Annotated in this window: 11 protein-coding genes and 7 tRNA genes; 15 read left to right on the top strand and 3 right to left on the bottom strand. The window is 48.7% G+C overall.

All coding sequences use genetic code 11. The annotated features are described in order from the left end of the window. The first annotated feature begins 233 nt into the window (after positions 1-233). A complete protein-coding gene (gene rpoC / locus QP860_RS08310) occupies positions 234-3,902 on the top strand; it encodes a DNA-directed RNA polymerase subunit beta' (protein ID WP_284912544.1) in 3,669 nt (1,222 codons plus the stop codon). Positions 3,903-3,971: 69 nt separating this feature from the next. Here rpoC and QP860_RS08305 read toward each other — a convergent pair whose 3' ends face one another. After that, complete coding sequence (locus tag QP860_RS08305; RefSeq protein WP_070620139.1) at positions 3,972-4,652, bottom strand: prepilin peptidase; 681 nt, start codon at positions 4,650-4,652, stop codon at positions 3,972-3,974. Positions 4,653-4,773: 121 nt separating this feature from the next. Here QP860_RS08305 and QP860_RS08300 point away from each other — a divergent pair, with 121 nt between their 5' ends. From QP860_RS08300 to QP860_RS08260, 9 genes are all read left to right on the top strand, one after another. Beyond that, positions 4,774-5,427, top strand: a complete 654-nt coding sequence (locus QP860_RS08300; RefSeq protein ID WP_168162728.1) for an ABC transporter ATP-binding protein — start codon at positions 4,774-4,776, stop codon at positions 5,425-5,427. Then, positions 5,424-6,194 (top strand): ABC transporter permease, encoded by a 771-nt coding sequence (locus QP860_RS08295; RefSeq protein WP_070620134.1) that lies wholly within the window; start codon positions 5,424-5,426, stop codon positions 6,192-6,194. Before QP860_RS08300 ends, QP860_RS08295 begins: the two co-directional genes overlap by 4 nt. A gap of 170 nt (positions 6,195-6,364) precedes the next feature. Continuing rightward, positions 6,365-6,437, top strand: a tRNA-Val gene (locus tag QP860_RS08290). A gap of 7 nt (positions 6,438-6,444) precedes the next feature. Next, a tRNA-Lys gene (locus QP860_RS08285) sits at positions 6,445-6,517 on the top strand. Positions 6,518-6,542: 25 nt separating this feature from the next. Next, a tRNA-Thr gene (locus tag QP860_RS08280) sits at positions 6,543-6,615 on the top strand. A 10-nt stretch (positions 6,616-6,625) separates the two neighbouring features. Then, positions 6,626-6,697, top strand: a tRNA-Gly gene (locus QP860_RS08275). Positions 6,698-6,729: 32 nt separating this feature from the next. Further along, a tRNA-Leu gene (locus tag QP860_RS08270) sits at positions 6,730-6,815 on the top strand. Positions 6,816-6,829: 14 nt separating this feature from the next. Beyond that, positions 6,830-6,903, top strand: a tRNA-Arg gene (locus QP860_RS08265). A 3-nt stretch (positions 6,904-6,906) separates the two neighbouring features. Continuing rightward, positions 6,907-6,980 (top strand) — tRNA-Pro (locus QP860_RS08260). A gap of 366 nt (positions 6,981-7,346) precedes the next feature. Here the strand turns inward: QP860_RS08260 and QP860_RS08255 are convergent. Next, positions 7,347-8,552 carry a NupC/NupG family nucleoside CNT transporter gene (locus QP860_RS08255; RefSeq protein ID WP_070620131.1) on the bottom strand — a complete coding sequence of 402 codons (1,206 nt, stop codon included), beginning with the start codon at positions 8,550-8,552 and terminating at the stop codon, positions 7,347-7,349. A 12-nt stretch (positions 8,553-8,564) separates the two neighbouring features. Continuing rightward, positions 8,565-9,503: a carbohydrate kinase family protein gene (locus tag QP860_RS08250; RefSeq protein WP_284912543.1), complete on the bottom strand. Its 939-nt coding sequence runs from the start codon at positions 9,501-9,503 to the stop codon at positions 8,565-8,567. Between the two features lie 250 nt (positions 9,504-9,753). Between QP860_RS08250 and QP860_RS08245 the strand changes: the two genes are divergently transcribed. From QP860_RS08245 to QP860_RS08225, 5 genes are all read left to right on the top strand, one after another. Then, positions 9,754-10,215 carry a CtsR family transcriptional regulator gene (locus QP860_RS08245; RefSeq protein ID WP_067974128.1) on the top strand — a complete coding sequence of 154 codons (462 nt, stop codon included), beginning with the start codon at positions 9,754-9,756 and terminating at the stop codon, positions 10,213-10,215. A gap of 26 nt (positions 10,216-10,241) precedes the next feature. After that, positions 10,242-12,755, top strand: a complete 2,514-nt coding sequence (locus QP860_RS08240) for an ATP-dependent Clp protease ATP-binding subunit (RefSeq protein ID WP_284912542.1) — start codon at positions 10,242-10,244, stop codon at positions 12,753-12,755. Positions 12,756-13,266: 511 nt separating this feature from the next. Beyond that, a complete protein-coding gene (locus tag QP860_RS08235; protein WP_070620122.1) occupies positions 13,267-13,530 on the top strand; it encodes a hypothetical protein in 264 nt (87 codons plus the stop codon). A 326-nt stretch (positions 13,531-13,856) separates the two neighbouring features. Then, the gene (locus QP860_RS08230; protein WP_070620119.1) at positions 13,857-14,846 is read left to right on the top strand and encodes a lactate/malate family dehydrogenase; all 990 of its coding nucleotides are present in this window, start codon (positions 13,857-13,859) and stop codon (positions 14,844-14,846) included. A gap of 96 nt (positions 14,847-14,942) precedes the next feature. Then, complete coding sequence (locus tag QP860_RS08225; RefSeq protein WP_070817383.1) at positions 14,943-16,160, top strand: CapA family protein; 1,218 nt, start codon at positions 14,943-14,945, stop codon at positions 16,158-16,160. Positions 16,161-16,569 lie beyond the last annotated feature (409 nt).

The raw sequence follows: 16,569 nt of genomic DNA, 5'->3' as shown, positions 1-16,569 counted from the left end.
GAAGGGTGAGAAGGCTAGCGGTAGAAATAGACCTCTGGAGCCAAAAGCCAGAGAAGGCTGAAGGCCTTCGATGGATTTTGGTGAAGAGGAGCTATTTCTGCTAGCCTGAACCCAACTAGGAAGGGTATGAGCAGTTCCTACACCCAACTGTGATTCTCGTTTTTAATGACAAGGTAGGCTTGCTGGCGAGCAACCCAGCAGGCGAGAGGCAATTATAAAGGGAGGTTGGCCCCTTGGTCGATGTTAATAAATTTGAAAGTATGAAGATCGGTTTAGCATCCCCTGATAAAATTCGTTCCTGGTCTTACGGTGAAGTGAAGAAACCAGAAACAATCAACTATCGGACGCTAAAACCTGAAAAAGACGGTCTTTTCTGTGAACGTATCTTTGGTCCCTCCAAGGACTGGGAATGTTCATGTGGGAAGTACAAACGGATCCGCTATGCGGGTGTCGTTTGTGACCGTTGTGGGGTAGAAGTTACCCGTTCTAAAGTTCGTCGGGAACGGATGGGCCATATTGAATTGGCAACACCCGTTACTCACATTTGGTATTTCAAAGGCATCCCTAGCCGGATGGGTCTCTTATTAGACATGAGCCCACGTGCTCTCGAAGAAGTGATTTACTTTGCTTCTTATGTGGTGACAGATGCCGGGGATACTCCTCTTGAATACAAGCAACTCTTATCAGAGAAAGAATTCCGTGAATACAAGATGGAATACGGCAACCGTTTCCAAGCTGGCATGGGAGCAGAGTCTATTAAGACCCTCTTAGGTCAAGTTAACTTGGAGAAGGAATGCGCGGAATTGAAGGAAGTCCTAACCAGTGCACGCGGTCAAAAACGAACCCGGGCAATCCGTCGTTTGGATATCCTAGAAGCCTTCCGTAAGTCCGGTAATAATCCAGAGTGGATGGTTATGGATGTTATTCCAGTTATTCCACCAGAACTCCGCCCAATGGTTCAACTCGATGGGGGTCGTTTTGCGACATCTGACTTGAACGATCTTTACCGTCGGGTGATCAACCGGAATAATCGTTTGAAACGCTTGTTAGACTTAAATGCGCCAAACATCATTGTTCAAAATGAAAAGCGGATGCTCCAAGAAGCTGTGGATGCCTTGGTTGATAATGGCCGCCGTGGCCGCCCTGTTACTGGGGCTGGGAACCGTCCATTGAAGTCCCTATCTCATATGTTAAAAGGGAAGCAAGGCCGCTTCCGTCAAAACTTGCTCGGTAAGCGTGTCGACTATTCTGGCCGTTCTGTTATCGCCATCGGTCCATCGCTCAAGATGTACCAATGTGGCCTGCCTAAGGAAATGGCCTTGGAACTCTTCAAGCCTTTCTTAATGCGTGAATTAGTGGGCCGTGAAATTGCCGCCAACGTGAAGCATGCCAAGCGGATGATTGAGCACCAAGACGATAAGGTTTGGGATGTTCTTGAAGAAATTATCAAGGAACACCCTGTTCTCCTTAACCGGGCACCTACCCTTCACCGTTTGGGGATCCAGGCCTTTGAACCTGTTCTCGTTGAAGGGAAAGCCATCCGTCTCCACCCGCTAGCTTGTGAAGCTTATAATGCCGACTTTGATGGGGACCAAATGGCGGTCCACCTACCACTCGGCGAAGAAGCCCAAGCGGAAGCACGGATCTTGATGTTAGCTGCTACCCACATCTTGAACCCTAAAGATGGCCAGCCAGTGGTTACCCCATCTCAGGATATGGTTCTAGGGAACTATTACCTGACTATGGAAAGTGCTGGGGCTATCGGTGAAGGGATAGCTGTTTCTTCAGTTGATGAAGCGATGACAGCTTATAAGAGCGGCAATGTGGAATTGCACACCCGGGTGGTCATTGATACCGATTCCTTACCAGGCAAGAACTGGACGGAAGACCAAAAGGGTAAGCTTATCCGGACAACGATCGGGAAACTTTTCTTCAACCAAATTATTCCAGATGGCTTCAACTACTTGAACGAACCAACCCAAGAAAACTTGAATGACAGCTTGCCAGACAAGTACTTCTTGGAAGCTGGTGCGGATGTTGAGGAAGAAATCAAACGTGCAGAATTAGTCCCTCCATTCAAGAAGGGTTACTTAGAAAGCATCATCGCTCGCGTTTTCAAGCAATTCAAGGTAACGGAAACCCAAATGATGCTTGACCGCTTGAAGGATCTCGGTTTCGAATTCTCAACCAAGTCAGGGATCACGGTAGGTATCTCAGACATTACCGTCTTGGATACGAAGAATGAACTGGTAGATGAAGGCCACAAACGTGTGGATAACATCACCAAGCAATACCGTCGCGGTTTAATTACTGATGATGAACGCTATGAACAAGTCATTAGCACTTGGAACAAGGTCAAAGATGAAATTGAAAACCGCCTGAAGAACTCTCTATCGGCAGAAAACCCATTCTTCATCATGATGGACTCTGGGGCCCGGGGTAACATCTCCAACTTTACTCAGTTGGCCGGGATGCGGGGTCTGATGGCTGGTCCTAACGGTAAGATTATCGAATTGCCTGTAACCTCCAACTTCCGGGAAGGTTTATCGGTTCAAGAGATGTTTATCTCCACGCACGGTGCTCGTAAAGGGATGACCGATACAGCGCTGAAGACAGCCGACTCTGGTTACTTGACCCGTCGTCTGGTTGACGTGGCCCAAGATGTGATCATCAAGGAAAGCAATTGCCACACTGACCGTGGTTTGCGGGTTTCAGCTATCCGTGAAGGTAATGAAATGATTGAAAGCTTGGAAGAACGTCTGACAGGCCGCTACCTTCAAAAAGAAGTTCGCCATCCTGAAACAGGCGAAGTCCTTGCCCAACATGACCAATTGATTTCAGAAGAAGTAGCTAAGAAGATTGTAGAAGCTGGCGTTGAAGAAGTGACCATCCGCTCCGTCTTTACCTGCAACACTCCATACGGTGTCTGCAAGCACTGCTACGGCTCTGATTTGGCAACGAATGGTGAAGTTGAAGTCGGTGAAGCGGTCGGAACCATCGCTGCCCAATCTATCGGGGAGCCTGGTACCCAGTTGACCATGCGGACCTTCCACACGGGCGGGGTTGCCGGTGACGATATCACCCAAGGTCTCCCTCGTGTACAAGAAATTGTGGAAGCACGCCATCCGAAAGGGCGCGCTGTGATTACAGAAGTCACAGGTGTGGTTACCGACATTAACCAAAACGAAGCAACCCGTGAAAAGACCGTTAACGTCAAAGGGCTTACGGATGAACGAGAATATGTTGTTCCTTATACAGCCCGTATGCTCGTTGAAGTAGGCGACACCATCAAACGTGGGGACCGCTTGACTGAAGGGTCAATCGATCCGAAAGAGCTGCTCCACATCACGGACGCACTCACTGTTCAAACTTACATGTTAAGTGAAATTCAGCGAGTTTACCGGATGCAAGGGGTAGACATCAACGACAAGCACGTGGAAGTGATGCTCCGTCAAATGCTCCGTAAAGTACGTGTCCTCGATCCAGGGGCAACTGACCTCTTACCAGGTAAGTTGATGGATCTCGAAGACTTCAGCAAGGAAAATGCGGAAGCTATTAAGACGGGATCTATTCCAGCGACTGCCCAACCTGTCCTTCTTGGGATTACCAAGGCGGCTCTGGAAACCAACAGCTTCTTATCAGCTGCTTCCTTCCAGGAAACCACCAAGGTCCTTACCGATGCGTCGATTCGCGGCAAGCGGGATAACCTGCTCGGCCTGAAAGAGAATGTTATTATCGGTAAGATCATCCCAGCAGGTACAGGGATGGCCCACTACCGTTACATGGAACCTAAGAAATTAGGCGAAGTGCCAACAACGGAAGAATATGTGACCAATGAAGATGGGGAACAAGTGATTGTTGAGCACCCTGTTGAACCTGAAAACTATGTGGGACACCCATAGAACATTTCGTTTAAAAAATTGAAAATTAATCAAATTTTAGAGGCTGGAACTTTTCTTCCAGCCTTTTTTCTATGGGAAAAGTAAAAGAATAATCACAGCCAGGCTAATGAAGGGAACGAAGGGGAGGGGATGGTGTTTGGCTTGGCGGCTGAGGAAGAAATAGGCCAGGGCTAGGCCTGAGCTGAGAAAGATGATTTCCAGACTGGCGGCTAGGCCATATGCTAGGCAGAGGCTGGTGAAGAGCTTGATATCCGCTCCGCCAAGGCCTTCTTTGATGACTTGGTTGAGGGCGTAGAGGGCCAGGCAAAGGGCCAGGGCCTGGAGCCAGCGCTCTAATTGCCAGGTCTCTTCGCGTGCTAGGCAGGCGAAGAAGAGAAGGACCTGGAAGCGGTCAGGGACGACCAGGGCAGTGAGGTCTGTGGCTGTCATAAGGGTTAAGATAGCGAGAATGACCAGGTCGCTGTAAGCCTCTTGAGAGATCAGGTAGAAGGCTGTACAAGCGAATAGGGCCTCAATTAGAGGGTAGTAGAGGGGGACAGGGGTTTGGCAAACTTGGCACCTGCCCCGGCAGAGCAGATAGCCTAGGATGGGGCAGAGGGCCCAATAAGGGAGTCTGACCTGGCAATGGTCGCACTGGGACCGTCCCCAAATAATGGCACCGGAGTGGATGGTGCGGTAGGCCCAGAGCATGAGAAAGGATGCTAGGCAGGCTAGAGCAAAGAATAAATAGATTTGACTGAGCATTAACATGATGTATAACCTCCTTACTCATATATAAACGAAAAAAGGCAAAATTCACGTCGGATTTATTATTTTTATTTGGCCGAATCTTTCGTTATAATGGAGAAAATACCCAGAAAGGTTGATGGCTATGCTAACATTGACGGATATCTCTTATGCTAGGGATGGCCGGCAGATCCTAGACAAGATTAATCTCCAAGTCCAAGCGGGAGAGTCTCTGTCTATTAACGGCCCCTCAGGCAGTGGCAAATCGACCATCCTGAAGATTATCGCCCAATTGCTTAGACAAGATAGCGGCCAAGTCACTTACCAGGGTAAAGCAGCCCAAAGCTATGACTACCAAAGCTACCGCCAAGACGTTTCTTATTGTGTCCAAAATCCCGTTCTCTTTGGTAAAAACGTCCAGGATAACTTTGATTTCGTCGCCGAGGCCCATCATCAGAAGGCCCTGGACCAGGACCGTTTAGCGATGCTTAAAGCGGCTCTGGGCTTAGCTGACCTGACCGATGACCAAGGGGTGGAGACCCTGTCAGGGGGCGAGCGTCAGCGTCTGGCCTTGATCCGCCACCTGGTTTTCCCGCCCAAGATCCTCTTATTGGATGAGGTTGTCTCTTCTTTGGATGAAGCTTCTGCCCAGGCGGTCTGGCAGCTTATTTTGGCTGAGGCAGATCGCTGGGGCATGGCCCTGGTCTGGATTTCCCACCGGCCAGAAGACCAAGACATGGCCGACCGGTCTCTTTACTTAGTGGATGGTCACTTGCAGGAAGGAGGAAGTAAGTCATGACCCATGAACTCGTCATTAGTCCCACTTCTCTAGGCCTATCCTTCGTTCTCGTCTTGGTAGCGCTGGCGATTTCTTATAAGGAGAAGCTGGGCCTCAATAAAGATATGTTGGTTGCAGTTGTGCGTATGATTGTCCAATTAGTTGTGGTTGGTTACATCCTGACCTATGTCTTCCAGATCGATAGCTTCTGGGTGACCCTGGTCGCAATGGGGATCATGATCTTTAATTCAGCCTGGAACGCCAAGAAGCGTGCCCAGGGTCTAAGCAATGCCTTTAAGATTTCCCTAATTGCGATCTTTTCGGGGATTGGACTATCGGTGCTAATTTTGGTCTTATCTGGCACCCTGCAATTTGTGCCCCAGCAGATGATTCCAATTACCGGCATGCTGGCTGGTAACGGCATGAAGATTGTTGGGCTATGCTTTAACAATATGCACACTCTCTTCGATGCCCGGCGTCAGGAAGTCTTTGAGAAGCTGGCTCTCGGCGCCTCGACCAAGCAGGCCTCCTGGTCGATCATCCATGATACCATCAAAGGGGCCCTCCAACCGACCATCGATGGGATGCGGACCCTGGGCCTGGTGACCTTACCTGGCATGATGACCGGGATGATGATGGCTGGCTCCATGCCTCTCCAGGCAATTATGTATCAGATTATGGTTTACTTCATGATCTTGTCCTGCGGGGCAGTGGCTAGTATCCTCTGTACCTATTTGGCCTATCCCCACTACTTCACTGAATTCGGGCAATTGAAGGAAAAATTTTAGAAAAATCAAAAAAGCTCTTGCCTAAAACCAAAGAACTGTGCTATACTTATCAAGTCGTCACGAGAGAACAGTTCTTTGGGATGAGAGCTTAAAAATGTCAAAAAAACTATTGACTAAAGTCAAATCTCGTGATATTATATAATAGTTGTTAGAAAACAACTTACCGACATGGAGGATTAGCTCAGCTGGGAGAGCGTCTGCCTTACAAGCAGGATGTCGGGGGTTCGAACCCCTCATCCTCCATAACTTTGATTCGTTAGCTCAGTCGGTAGAGCATCTGACTTTTAATCAGAGGGTCGGGAGTTCGAGCCTCCCACGGATCATCACAAATTCGAATATGAATTTGATGCCGGCTTAGCTCAGTTGGTAGAGCATCTGATTTGTAATCAGAGGGTCGAGGGTTCAAGTCCTTTAGCCGGCATGTATATCACGCGGAATTAGTTCAGTGGTAGAACATCACCTTGCCAAGGTGGGGGTCGCGAGTTCGAATCTCGTATTCCGCTTATTTGTTTTTTATGGATCTGCTTGTTAATAGGCCGGGGTGGCGGAACTGGCAGACGCACAGGACTTAAAATCCTGCGGTGGTTACACACCGTACCGGTTCGATTCCGGTCCTCGGCATTATAATTTTATACGCACCCATGGCTCAACTGGATAGAGTACCTGACTACGAATCAGGCGGTTGCAGGTTCGAATCCTGCTGGGTGCATACCGGGAAATAGCTCAGCTTGGTAGAGCACTTGGTTTGGGACCAAGGGGTCGCAGGTTCGAATCCTGTTTTCCCGACTCGATTAAGACCTTACCTTCTGTAAGGTCTTTTTTGTATGTGGAATGGGATAAAAATGAGAGTGTGACAAAAGTCGTTCAGCCCTGAGCCAGCTAACGCATACTATATCTGTAACTCGCTGCGCTTCGAACAGCTATAGCAACTGTCCGCAAAGGCTGGTAGAGCCTTGTGAGTGGCTCTACCAGCCTTTGTGAAGTGGAGTCAGAGCTGACTTTTGGAGCAGGTTTGGGCTTGTACGGCTGACGCCTACTAGCCGTAATTCACATCGCCTGCATGTTCATGGTTAACAATTAAAATAGCGATCGCTCCAACTGCCCAATCTATGGGCAGTGGAGCGATCGCTTTTACTGTGCTTTATTTTACTTTTAGAAGAAGAGACCGACTACGCTGGCTACGAGTAGGGAAGAGAGAATTGAACCCAAGAGGACCTTAACTAAAGATTGGGAAAGGACCTTGGATTGCTTCTCACTAATGCCCTTGATGGCGCCGAGGGTAATCCCCATGGTTCCGAAGTTGGAGAAGGATACCAGGTAGGTGGCAACCATAGCTTGGGTCTTAGCGCTAGCCCCACCTAGGAGACTTTGGAATTCACCCATAGCAACGAATTCGTTGGTCAATAGCTTGGTCGCCATGAGACTCCCCGCTTTAACAATGTCTTCGCTTGGAATCCCAATAATGAAAGCCAAGGGTGAGAAGACATAGCCCATGGTTTCGGTGAAGGTGATGCCGAAGATTCCTTCAACAATGGAGTTCAGGAAGGTGATCAAGGATACGAAACCAATCACCATGGCAGCGATAATAATAGCAAGGTTGAAGCCATCAGTGATGTATGAACCGAGCATGTCAAAGAAGTTGCCTTTGTCTTCTGCACTTTCTTCTAGTAGTTCAAATTCTTCGCCAGTTTCGACTTCTTCCGCTTCGTAAGGGTTCATGATGCTGGTGATAACTAGAGCAGCGAAGATGTTTAAGAAGACTGCTACAACGACATATTCGCCAGGAATCATTTGCATATAAGCAGCTAGGGTTGAAGCTCCGACTGCAGACATCCCAGACAAGCAGATGGTGAAGAGGGAGCGAGGGTCCATGCCTTGGATAATTTCTTTAATCGAAATAAAAGCTGAGGTGTTCCCGAGTACAGCTGTTGAAATAGCGAATTGGCTTTCGACTTCTCCCATACCGGTAATGAAGTTGATCCCTTTTCCAACCCATTTCATGATGAAGGGGAGAACTTTGATATAGTTCAAGATCCCAATCAGTGCTGAAATGAAGACCAGGGGCAAGAGAACGTTGAAGAAGAAGACTGAAGCGCCTTCTTCGATGACGATGCCGCCGAAGACGAAGCTAATCCCACCTTGGGCTTGGGCAATCAGCCAGCTGAAGAAGTTGGAAATGCCTTCCAGAGCAGTGATCCCTGCTGAGGTCCTGAGGCAGATGAAGGTGAGGACCAACATAGCGACAAACATCATGGCGATATTTTTAATTTTACTTGTGATCTTTGAACGATCATAGGATAAGAGGGCAGCCAGTGCTAAAATGACCAGGATCCCAATTAAATTCCGAATAATTCCCACAGTATATTCCTCCTATTGTTTATAATCTTGGGCACGTTTAACAACAGCTGATATTGACAGGTCTTCGTAGACCGAGTGCATGGTGCTGGTTGCTAAATTCGCTGCAGCTTGGGCGAGTTGGGTCACTTCCTTAATGTCCAGTTCATGGCCGTAGTGGTAGTTGGCCCAGACAATGGTTGCCATAGCACAGTCACCTGCGCCGTTCGCGCTAATCACGTCGGATTCTAGCACTGGGACATAGTGGGTTTCTTCTGAGTTGGCACAGACCATTCCCTTGGCACCTAGGGAGATGAAGGCATTGTTGACGCCAAGCTCTATCAGTTTTTCGGCAGCTTGACGGGCTGTTTTCTCGTCAAGGATCTTGATACCCGTATAGAGTTCTGCTTCATATTGGTTAGGCTTAATGGTGTCGATCCGATCTAAGACCGCTTCGAAACGTGCCGCCTTGGCTACTGATACAGGCTCTACATAGAGGGGCGCCTCGACATGGTCAACAATCCACTCAATCGTCTCCCGGGAGATATTGGCGTCGATGACACAAATCTTGGCTTGGTTTAAGAAGTCCAGGCGGTTGGCCAAGAAGTCTGGTGTGATACGTTTAACGATATCCATATCGTTGACACCGGTAATCATATCCCCGTCGCTATCTGTAACATAGAGATAGGTTGAGGTGTGTTCGTCCTCTAATTTCTCTGCATAATCGAGGGAAATATTTAATTCTCGACATGATTTTTCAACTAGTAAACCAAAATCATCATCACCATATGCGGTCACGAGATAGGTCGGTACCTCTAATTGCACTAAATTGTGCGCGATATTACGGCCGACCCCCCCTGGACTCAGGTAAATGTGACCAATGTTGGAATCCCGCTCCCGGTACATGGGACCAGAAATCCCTGCAATATCCATGTTTAAGCCGCCGATAATTGCGACATATGACTCATTCGTCATCCCACTGCCTCCTTTAAAATTTGCATAAGATTGCACGCTTTCTATTATACACAATTCTTCTTAAGAATGGCACGATTTCATGAAATTGTAAAGAGAAAGCGCTTTAAAAATTAGCTGGTCTAAAGCCTATCAGACCGGGGCAAAAGCTTGGTTTGGTCAAGTTTTGAAAGACAAAGATATTGACGCTTGGCTGAAAATTCGGTATGATAAAGTTGAATGTCAAACTTAGTCAGACTAGAGGTGATTAAAAATGCGTAATAAAAACATGTCTGATATAATAGAAGCCTACCTGAAACAAGTCTTACAGGAGTCGTCGAATGTTGAAATTCGGCGGAGTGAAATCGCTGAGCGCTTCGAGTGTGTTCCCTCACAAATTAACTATGTCATTAATACCCGCTTTACTCCTCAGAATGGTTATCATGTGGAGAGTAAACGTGGGGGCGGTGGTTATATTCGTATCGTTAAGATGACGGTAGTTGATGAGGCGGACTATATTGATTCGATGATTCAGCTGATTGGCGACGAATTATCAGATAAGGACGCCCAAGCAATTATTAGTAATTTACACAAGAATGACTTGCTTACGAAGTTGGAAGCGCGCTTGATCTATGCGAGCTTAGACAAGGACGTCATGGCCCATGTGAACCAAGCCGATTCCTTACGCGCCTTGATCTTAACGAATGTGCTTCGTAAGTTGAAATACGATCATTAAACTGCGCGAAGATTGGAGTTTAGACCATGAAAGAAATCTATACGGAAAAAGCCCAGAAAGCCTTAGCCTATGCCTTAGATGCGGCGAAGGATTTCCGCCACCATGCCATTGGGACAGAGCACCTCTTGATGGGTCTTCTAGCCGAACCTGATGGCATCGCCCATGCGGTCCTGAGCCCTCATATTGATGACTATGAAACCCTTAAGGAAGAGGTCGAGTTCGTAGTGGGCTATGGTTCAGGCCAAGATCCTTATAATGAATTAGGCGAGCCTGTCTATTCCCCCCGTGCCAACAAAGTGCTCTACCTCAGTACGGAAGAAGCTAAGAAGAATCGGGCTTCCTTAGTAGGGACCGAACATATCCTCTTGGCTCTCATGCAAGAAGAAGTCCTAGCTACCCGTATTTTACGGAATTTAGGGGCGGATCCAGATATTATCCGCCGCGACATCTACCAGATGCTCGGCCTGCCTTTAGATAGGGGGGGACGCAAGAAACAAGGGAAAGTTGATCCTCACAAGAGTAAGACCCCAACCTTGGATGCAGTCAGCAAGGATTTAACCAAACGGGCCCACAATGGCCAACTTGACCCCATCATCGGTCGGGAAAAAGAAGCTCGACGCATCCTCCAGATCCTCAGCCGCCGGACTAAGAATAACCCTGTCCTCGTGGGCGAACCTGGTGTAGGTAAGACCGCTATTGCGGAAGGCCTAGCCCAGGCCATTGTCAGTGGACAAGTCCCCGAAAGCTTAGAGAACAAGCGCTTGATGATGCTCGACATGGGCTCTTTGATTGCGGGAACTAAGTACCGGGGTGAATTCGAAGACCGGATGAAACATCTGATTGAGGAAGTCATCCAAGATGGACAGGTCATTCTTTTCATCGACGAATTGCATACCCTTATCGGAGCTGGCGGGGCAGAAGGAACAATGGATGCTTCCAATATCCTTAAACCCGCTCTAGCCCGCGGTGAAGTTCAAGTGATTGGGGCAACCACCCTTAATGAATATCAGAAGTATATTGAAAAAGATGCTGCTCTAGAACGACGCTTTGCCAAAGTCCAAGTTGATGAACCGACAATTGAAGAAACCCGGTCCATCCTGGCCGGCATCCGCCAAGCCTATGCGGACTTCCACCAAGTGACAATTACCGATGAAGCCATTGATGCGGCAGCCAATTTGAGTGCGCGTTATATTTCCGACCGCTTCCTGCCAGACAAAGCTATCGACGTGATGGATGAAGCCGCAGCAACCAAACGCCTGGATGCCCAAGGGAAAACGGACCAAGCTGGCAAGAGTCAGGACTTGGTTCGCGACTACCGGCAACTCGAAGAAGCCAAGCTAAGGTGTGTGGCTGAGCAGAACTTCCAAGAGGCTGCCAAGCTCCATGCCAAGCAAAAAGAGCTGGAAGAAGCCCTCAATAAGTTAGAGACCAAGCGTAAGAAGAAAAAGCAAAACTATAACTTATCGATCGGCGAAGAGGAGATTGCCGCAATCATTGCCCAATGGACCGGCATCCCTATTAGCCAGCTCACCGAAACGGAAAATCAGAAGCTCTTAGCCTTGGAGGAACGCCTCCACCGCCGGGTCAAAGGCCAGGATGAGGCGACCAATGCGGTGGCTCGTGCTGTACGCCGGGCCCATTCCGGGATTAAAGACCCCAACCGGCCTATCGGTTCCTTTATGTTCCTAGGCCCAACCGGGGTCGGGAAGACCGAATTAGCCAAGAGCCTAAGCGAAGAGCTCTTCGGTTCCGAACGCCACTTGATCCGGGTCGATATGTCCGAATTTATGGAAAAATACTCAACCAGCCGGATGATTGGTTCTGCCCCAGGCTATGTGGGCTATGACGAAGGGGGTCAATTGACCGAAAAAGTACGCCAACACCCTTATTCAGTCGTGCTCTTTGATGAAGTGGAGAAGGCCCATCCCGATATTTTCGACCTACTCTTGCAAATCCTCGATGATGGCTACATCACCGATAGCAAAGGCCGGATGGTGGATTTCCGCAATACCATCATTATCATGACCTCAAACCTCGGAGCAACCGCCCTGCGTGATGAGAAGACAGTCGGTTTTGGTCAGGAGTCCGTCAGCCATGACTATGACCGGATGAGCCAACGTATCCGGGAAGAATTGAAGCAACAATTCCGTCCCGAATTCCTCAACCGGGTGGATGAAATTATCGTCTTCCACTCCCTGAACCAAGAACAAGTGGGCGAAATCGTCAGCAAATTTACAGATGCCATGGCCGAACAATTGGCCCAACAAGGTATTGACCTCCGTCTCACCCACGGCGCCATCAAAGTCCTCGCTGAAAAAGGCTTTAGTCCAGAATACGGAGCCCGTCCCGTGCGTCGGGAACTCCAAAGCCAAATCGAAGACCCACTCAGCGACCTCATCCTATCCCAAGCCGTCGGAGAAGGCGACCGCCTAACCATCGGCTCACGCCAAGGCAAACTCTACATTCGCATCCAACACGAAGACGGCAGCGAAGAAAAAGAAAGCCTAGTGAAAACACAGGGTGTGAGGGAGCGCGGGTAGAAGTGGACCTCTGGAGCAAAGCAACAGAGAAGACTGAAAGTCTTCGACGGCGCTTTGTGAAGAGGAGCCACTTCTGCGCGACCGAACCCGACTACCAGGGTGTGAGTAAAGGCGTTTAGAAAAGTATGACTGGAGGCAAAAGGGATAAGAACGGCTTTAGCCGGTCGTTCCCTTTTGCTGAAGTCACTCCTTTTCTGCGCGACCGAACCCGACTACACAGGGTGTGAGGGAGCGCGGTTAGCTGAACACTCAAACAAGCTCGTTGACTGTGGATTGATAGAAATGAACCCACAATCAGGCTAACGGAGTGTGTGTTAGCAGCTTTCAATCCCCACACGAGACTATAAAGTGTGGGTTGACCAGCCAGGAGGCACTACCCCATAAGCTAAATGATATGTGAAGAGAGTTGGTCCGGCGCCAGCTCTTTTTATTCGTCTTTCCAGGGGCAAACTTTTCAGCTGCCAAGCCTGTATGGTATAATGCTAGAAACAGAAGAAGTGAGGTGGATGGTATGGATAAGAAAACAAAGGCGGGACTTTTTGTATTAGGTTCTCTCGCTGCAGTGACAGCGGTAGCTGCTGTTGCATTTTTTGAAGAAGATAATGAATCGACCTTTAGTAACTTGCTAGATACGGTGGGCAAGAAGGGCAAGGCCCATGGACAAGACTTGGTCGATAAGTTGCCCTTCTTTTCGGATGATTCTTCAGCCGGTAAGTGGAAAGATCGGGCATCAGACCTTTACCAATTGGTTGACGCTTTCCGGTCAGATGATTAGATCCAACCGTCTTGGTGAGTGTCTGAACGATGACTCAATGGTCAAGACTGGAAAAAGAACTGTTGATTATAAAGGATTGCTTGTGGGCAATCCTTTTTTATTTAGGGTAAGAGCAAAGACGTTTAGAAGCTTACCATTGGGACACGAACGAAAAAGAGCAAGCTGTGCTTGCGCCTTTCGATCGTGTGAAGTGGAGAAGCTTCTGTCTTTGCGAAATCATTCCGACTTTGCCAAGTCGAACCTATGCTTAAAAATTAAAACTTTCTCATCATCCCCTTAATCTGTGCTATAATTGACCTATTAATAACATAAAGGAGTGACTGCAAATGGCAATTTATGGCCAGAAATTAGGCATTGTCGGGGTAGGTTTTGTCGGGTCCAAAATTTTATCCAATGTGTTGGCCGCCAATCTCTTCTCTGAAATTGTTTTGATTGATGAGAAAAAAGGGAAGGCGGCAGGGGAAGCCCTCGATGAGCGCCATGCTATGGGACTCGGTTCGACCCAGCATGTGAAGGTCTATGCCGGTGAATACAGTGATTTAGCAGATGCGGATGTGATTGTAGTTGCTGCAACCCATATCTACGAAGATGAAATTCCGGCTGAACGTCAGGATCTTTTATTAGATAATATTCCGGTCCTGGATGATGTGATGTCAGGAATCAGCCAACACACCCGGGAAGCTATCCTGGTTTTTATCTCCAATCCTGTTGATACCCTGGCCCATCTAGCAGTGACAGAATATCATTACCCCAAGGAACGGGTCCTATCGACGGGGACTATGCTGGATTCAGCCCGCTTGCGCTATGCGGTGGCTGAGCACTACGGTATCGATCCCAAGTCAGTGACAGGCTATATGCTAGGGGAGCACGGCATGTCTTCTTTTGCAGCCTGCAGTCATCTCAATGTTCAGGGGATCCCTTTTGACCAGCTGAGCGATTATTTTGAAGGGATTAGCCCCCTCGATGTTGACCAATTGACAGAGGAAGTTGTCCAATCGGCTTATGATGTCTTTATGGATAAGGCGGGTGTGACGGATGCCGCCATTGCCCGGGTAGCGGTGGAACTCTTGACGACTATTGTCCTGGACCAAGGGACGATCCTGCCTGTCGGGACCTTCTGTGGCCAAGGCATTTATGAACTCGACCAAGCGGTAACCTTCAGCCTGCCTGCTCAGATTGGCCGCCAAGGGGTTGTTCGGACCTTCCAGATTCCACTCAACGAATGGGAAAAAGAAAAATTAGTCCAAAGCGTGGCAGTTATTGACCAGTCCATCCGCTTTGGTCGGGAGAAGCTGCAAGACTACCGCAAGCAGTAAGCCCCTTATCAGTCAAGACAGAGCCGCAGCAGAGTTTGTGGGAGCGGAAGCTAGCGGCTTTTTTCTTTGCTTAAACAAGCTTTAAAGGAGAAAGTGATGAAAACTATCCAGCATCAATTTATTCGCAGCGCCTTAACGCTTGCCCTATTGGCTTTAGCGGGTTGCCAGGGTGCTTCAAGTCCTCTGACTAAGCCGCAAGCAGAGACCGTCCATGAAGCGCGCATCATGGCCCATGGCGACTTGCTCTACCATGACCCGATCTTTGCTAGCGCTGCCCAGGTCGACGGCTCTTTCGACTTCCATCCCAATTTTACTTATGTTAAACCCTGGATTCAGCAGGCTGATCTCAGTCTGGCGGACTTTGAAGGGACGATCGATCCCAGCAAGCCCCTGGTCGGCTACCCGCTCTTCAATGCCCCTAAAGAGGTGGCTGATGCCATGGCGGATACGGGCTATGATGTGGTGGACCTGGCCCATAACCATATCTTAGATTCGGGACTCGAAGGACTCCGCTCAACGGCAGCTAGCTTCAGCCAGCGGGGCATGACGCCTCTGGGGGTCTATCCGGAGACGTCCCGCCAGGATGCCGATATCTTGGTCAAGGAAGTCAATGGGATCAAGATTGCTCTTCTTGCCTATGCTTACGGCTTCAATGGGCTGGAGGCGGGCCTGAGCCCTAGCGACTATGCCTCTTGCCTCTCTGACCTCGACGAAGAGAAGATGCGTCAAGAAATCGAGCGTGCTGAGAAAGTAGCAGATGTGACCGTCGTCATGCCTCAGATGGGAGTGGAGTATGCCTTGGAACCAACCCAGGAACAAATTGATTGCTACCATAAGATGGTGGCCTGGGGAGCGGATGTGGTCTTGGGTGGCCATCCCCATGTCATTGAACCTGCTGAAGTGATCGACCGTGGAGGGGATAAGAAGCTGATTATTTATTCCATGGGTAACTTCCTCTCCAACCAGCGCGCGGAAACCATGGAGGGTAATATTTGGACCGAGCGCGGGGTCTTGATGGATCTGACTTTTGAGAAGAAGGGGGACAAGACCCGGATCAAGGAGGTCCAAGCTCGGCCGAGTTGGGTCGCTCGGGAAGACCTGGGGACCTATTCCCAGACCTTTAATCGCAAGCAATACCTCTATCAAACTTATATCCTCGATGATTTCGTAGCTGGCGGGCCTTACCGCGACCAAGTTGATCCAGCTGTCCGAGACCGGATCGACCAGGCCTATGCTGCAGTTAAGGACCATGTGGGATTGAACTGGCCCCAAGCCAAGCACAGCTACCAAGCCAGTCCCGGGATTGATGATTGAAGTGGTTAATCAATGGGTGAGACAAAAGTCCAGGCCTAAGCGATGTTTGTCACAGTCTCGGTTAATAAATACAAAAATTAGTTTTTTAGAAATGAAAAGTAAAGAATCTTTAAGTTCTTTGCAAGACTTGTCGGCTCAAATAAATCATCTGAGGAAGCAGAAGAAGTCGAAACTTTCCTATTATATGACGGCCTCTGAACTTTGGGTCAGGGGCTGCTTTTATTTTCTGGAAGGGCTTTAAAGACGATAAAATATCGTTTTTTGAGAAAGAAATAATTTGACCAATGGCTTAGATTATCGTAAAGTAATAATTGTGGGAACATATCTTTTGAAATCTATGGAAGGCGAATAGCCCCTTCCAAATTGAGAGCCAAGCAGAAACTTTTCATGCTGGCTCTGCTTGATTATT

Source organism: Aerococcus sp. UMB1112A (assembly GCF_030230715.1).
Lineage (GTDB): Bacteria > Bacillota > Bacilli > Lactobacillales > Aerococcaceae > Aerococcus.
Note: the sequence above shows the minus strand (reverse complement) of the source record. Positions and strands in the feature narration are given on the sequence as shown.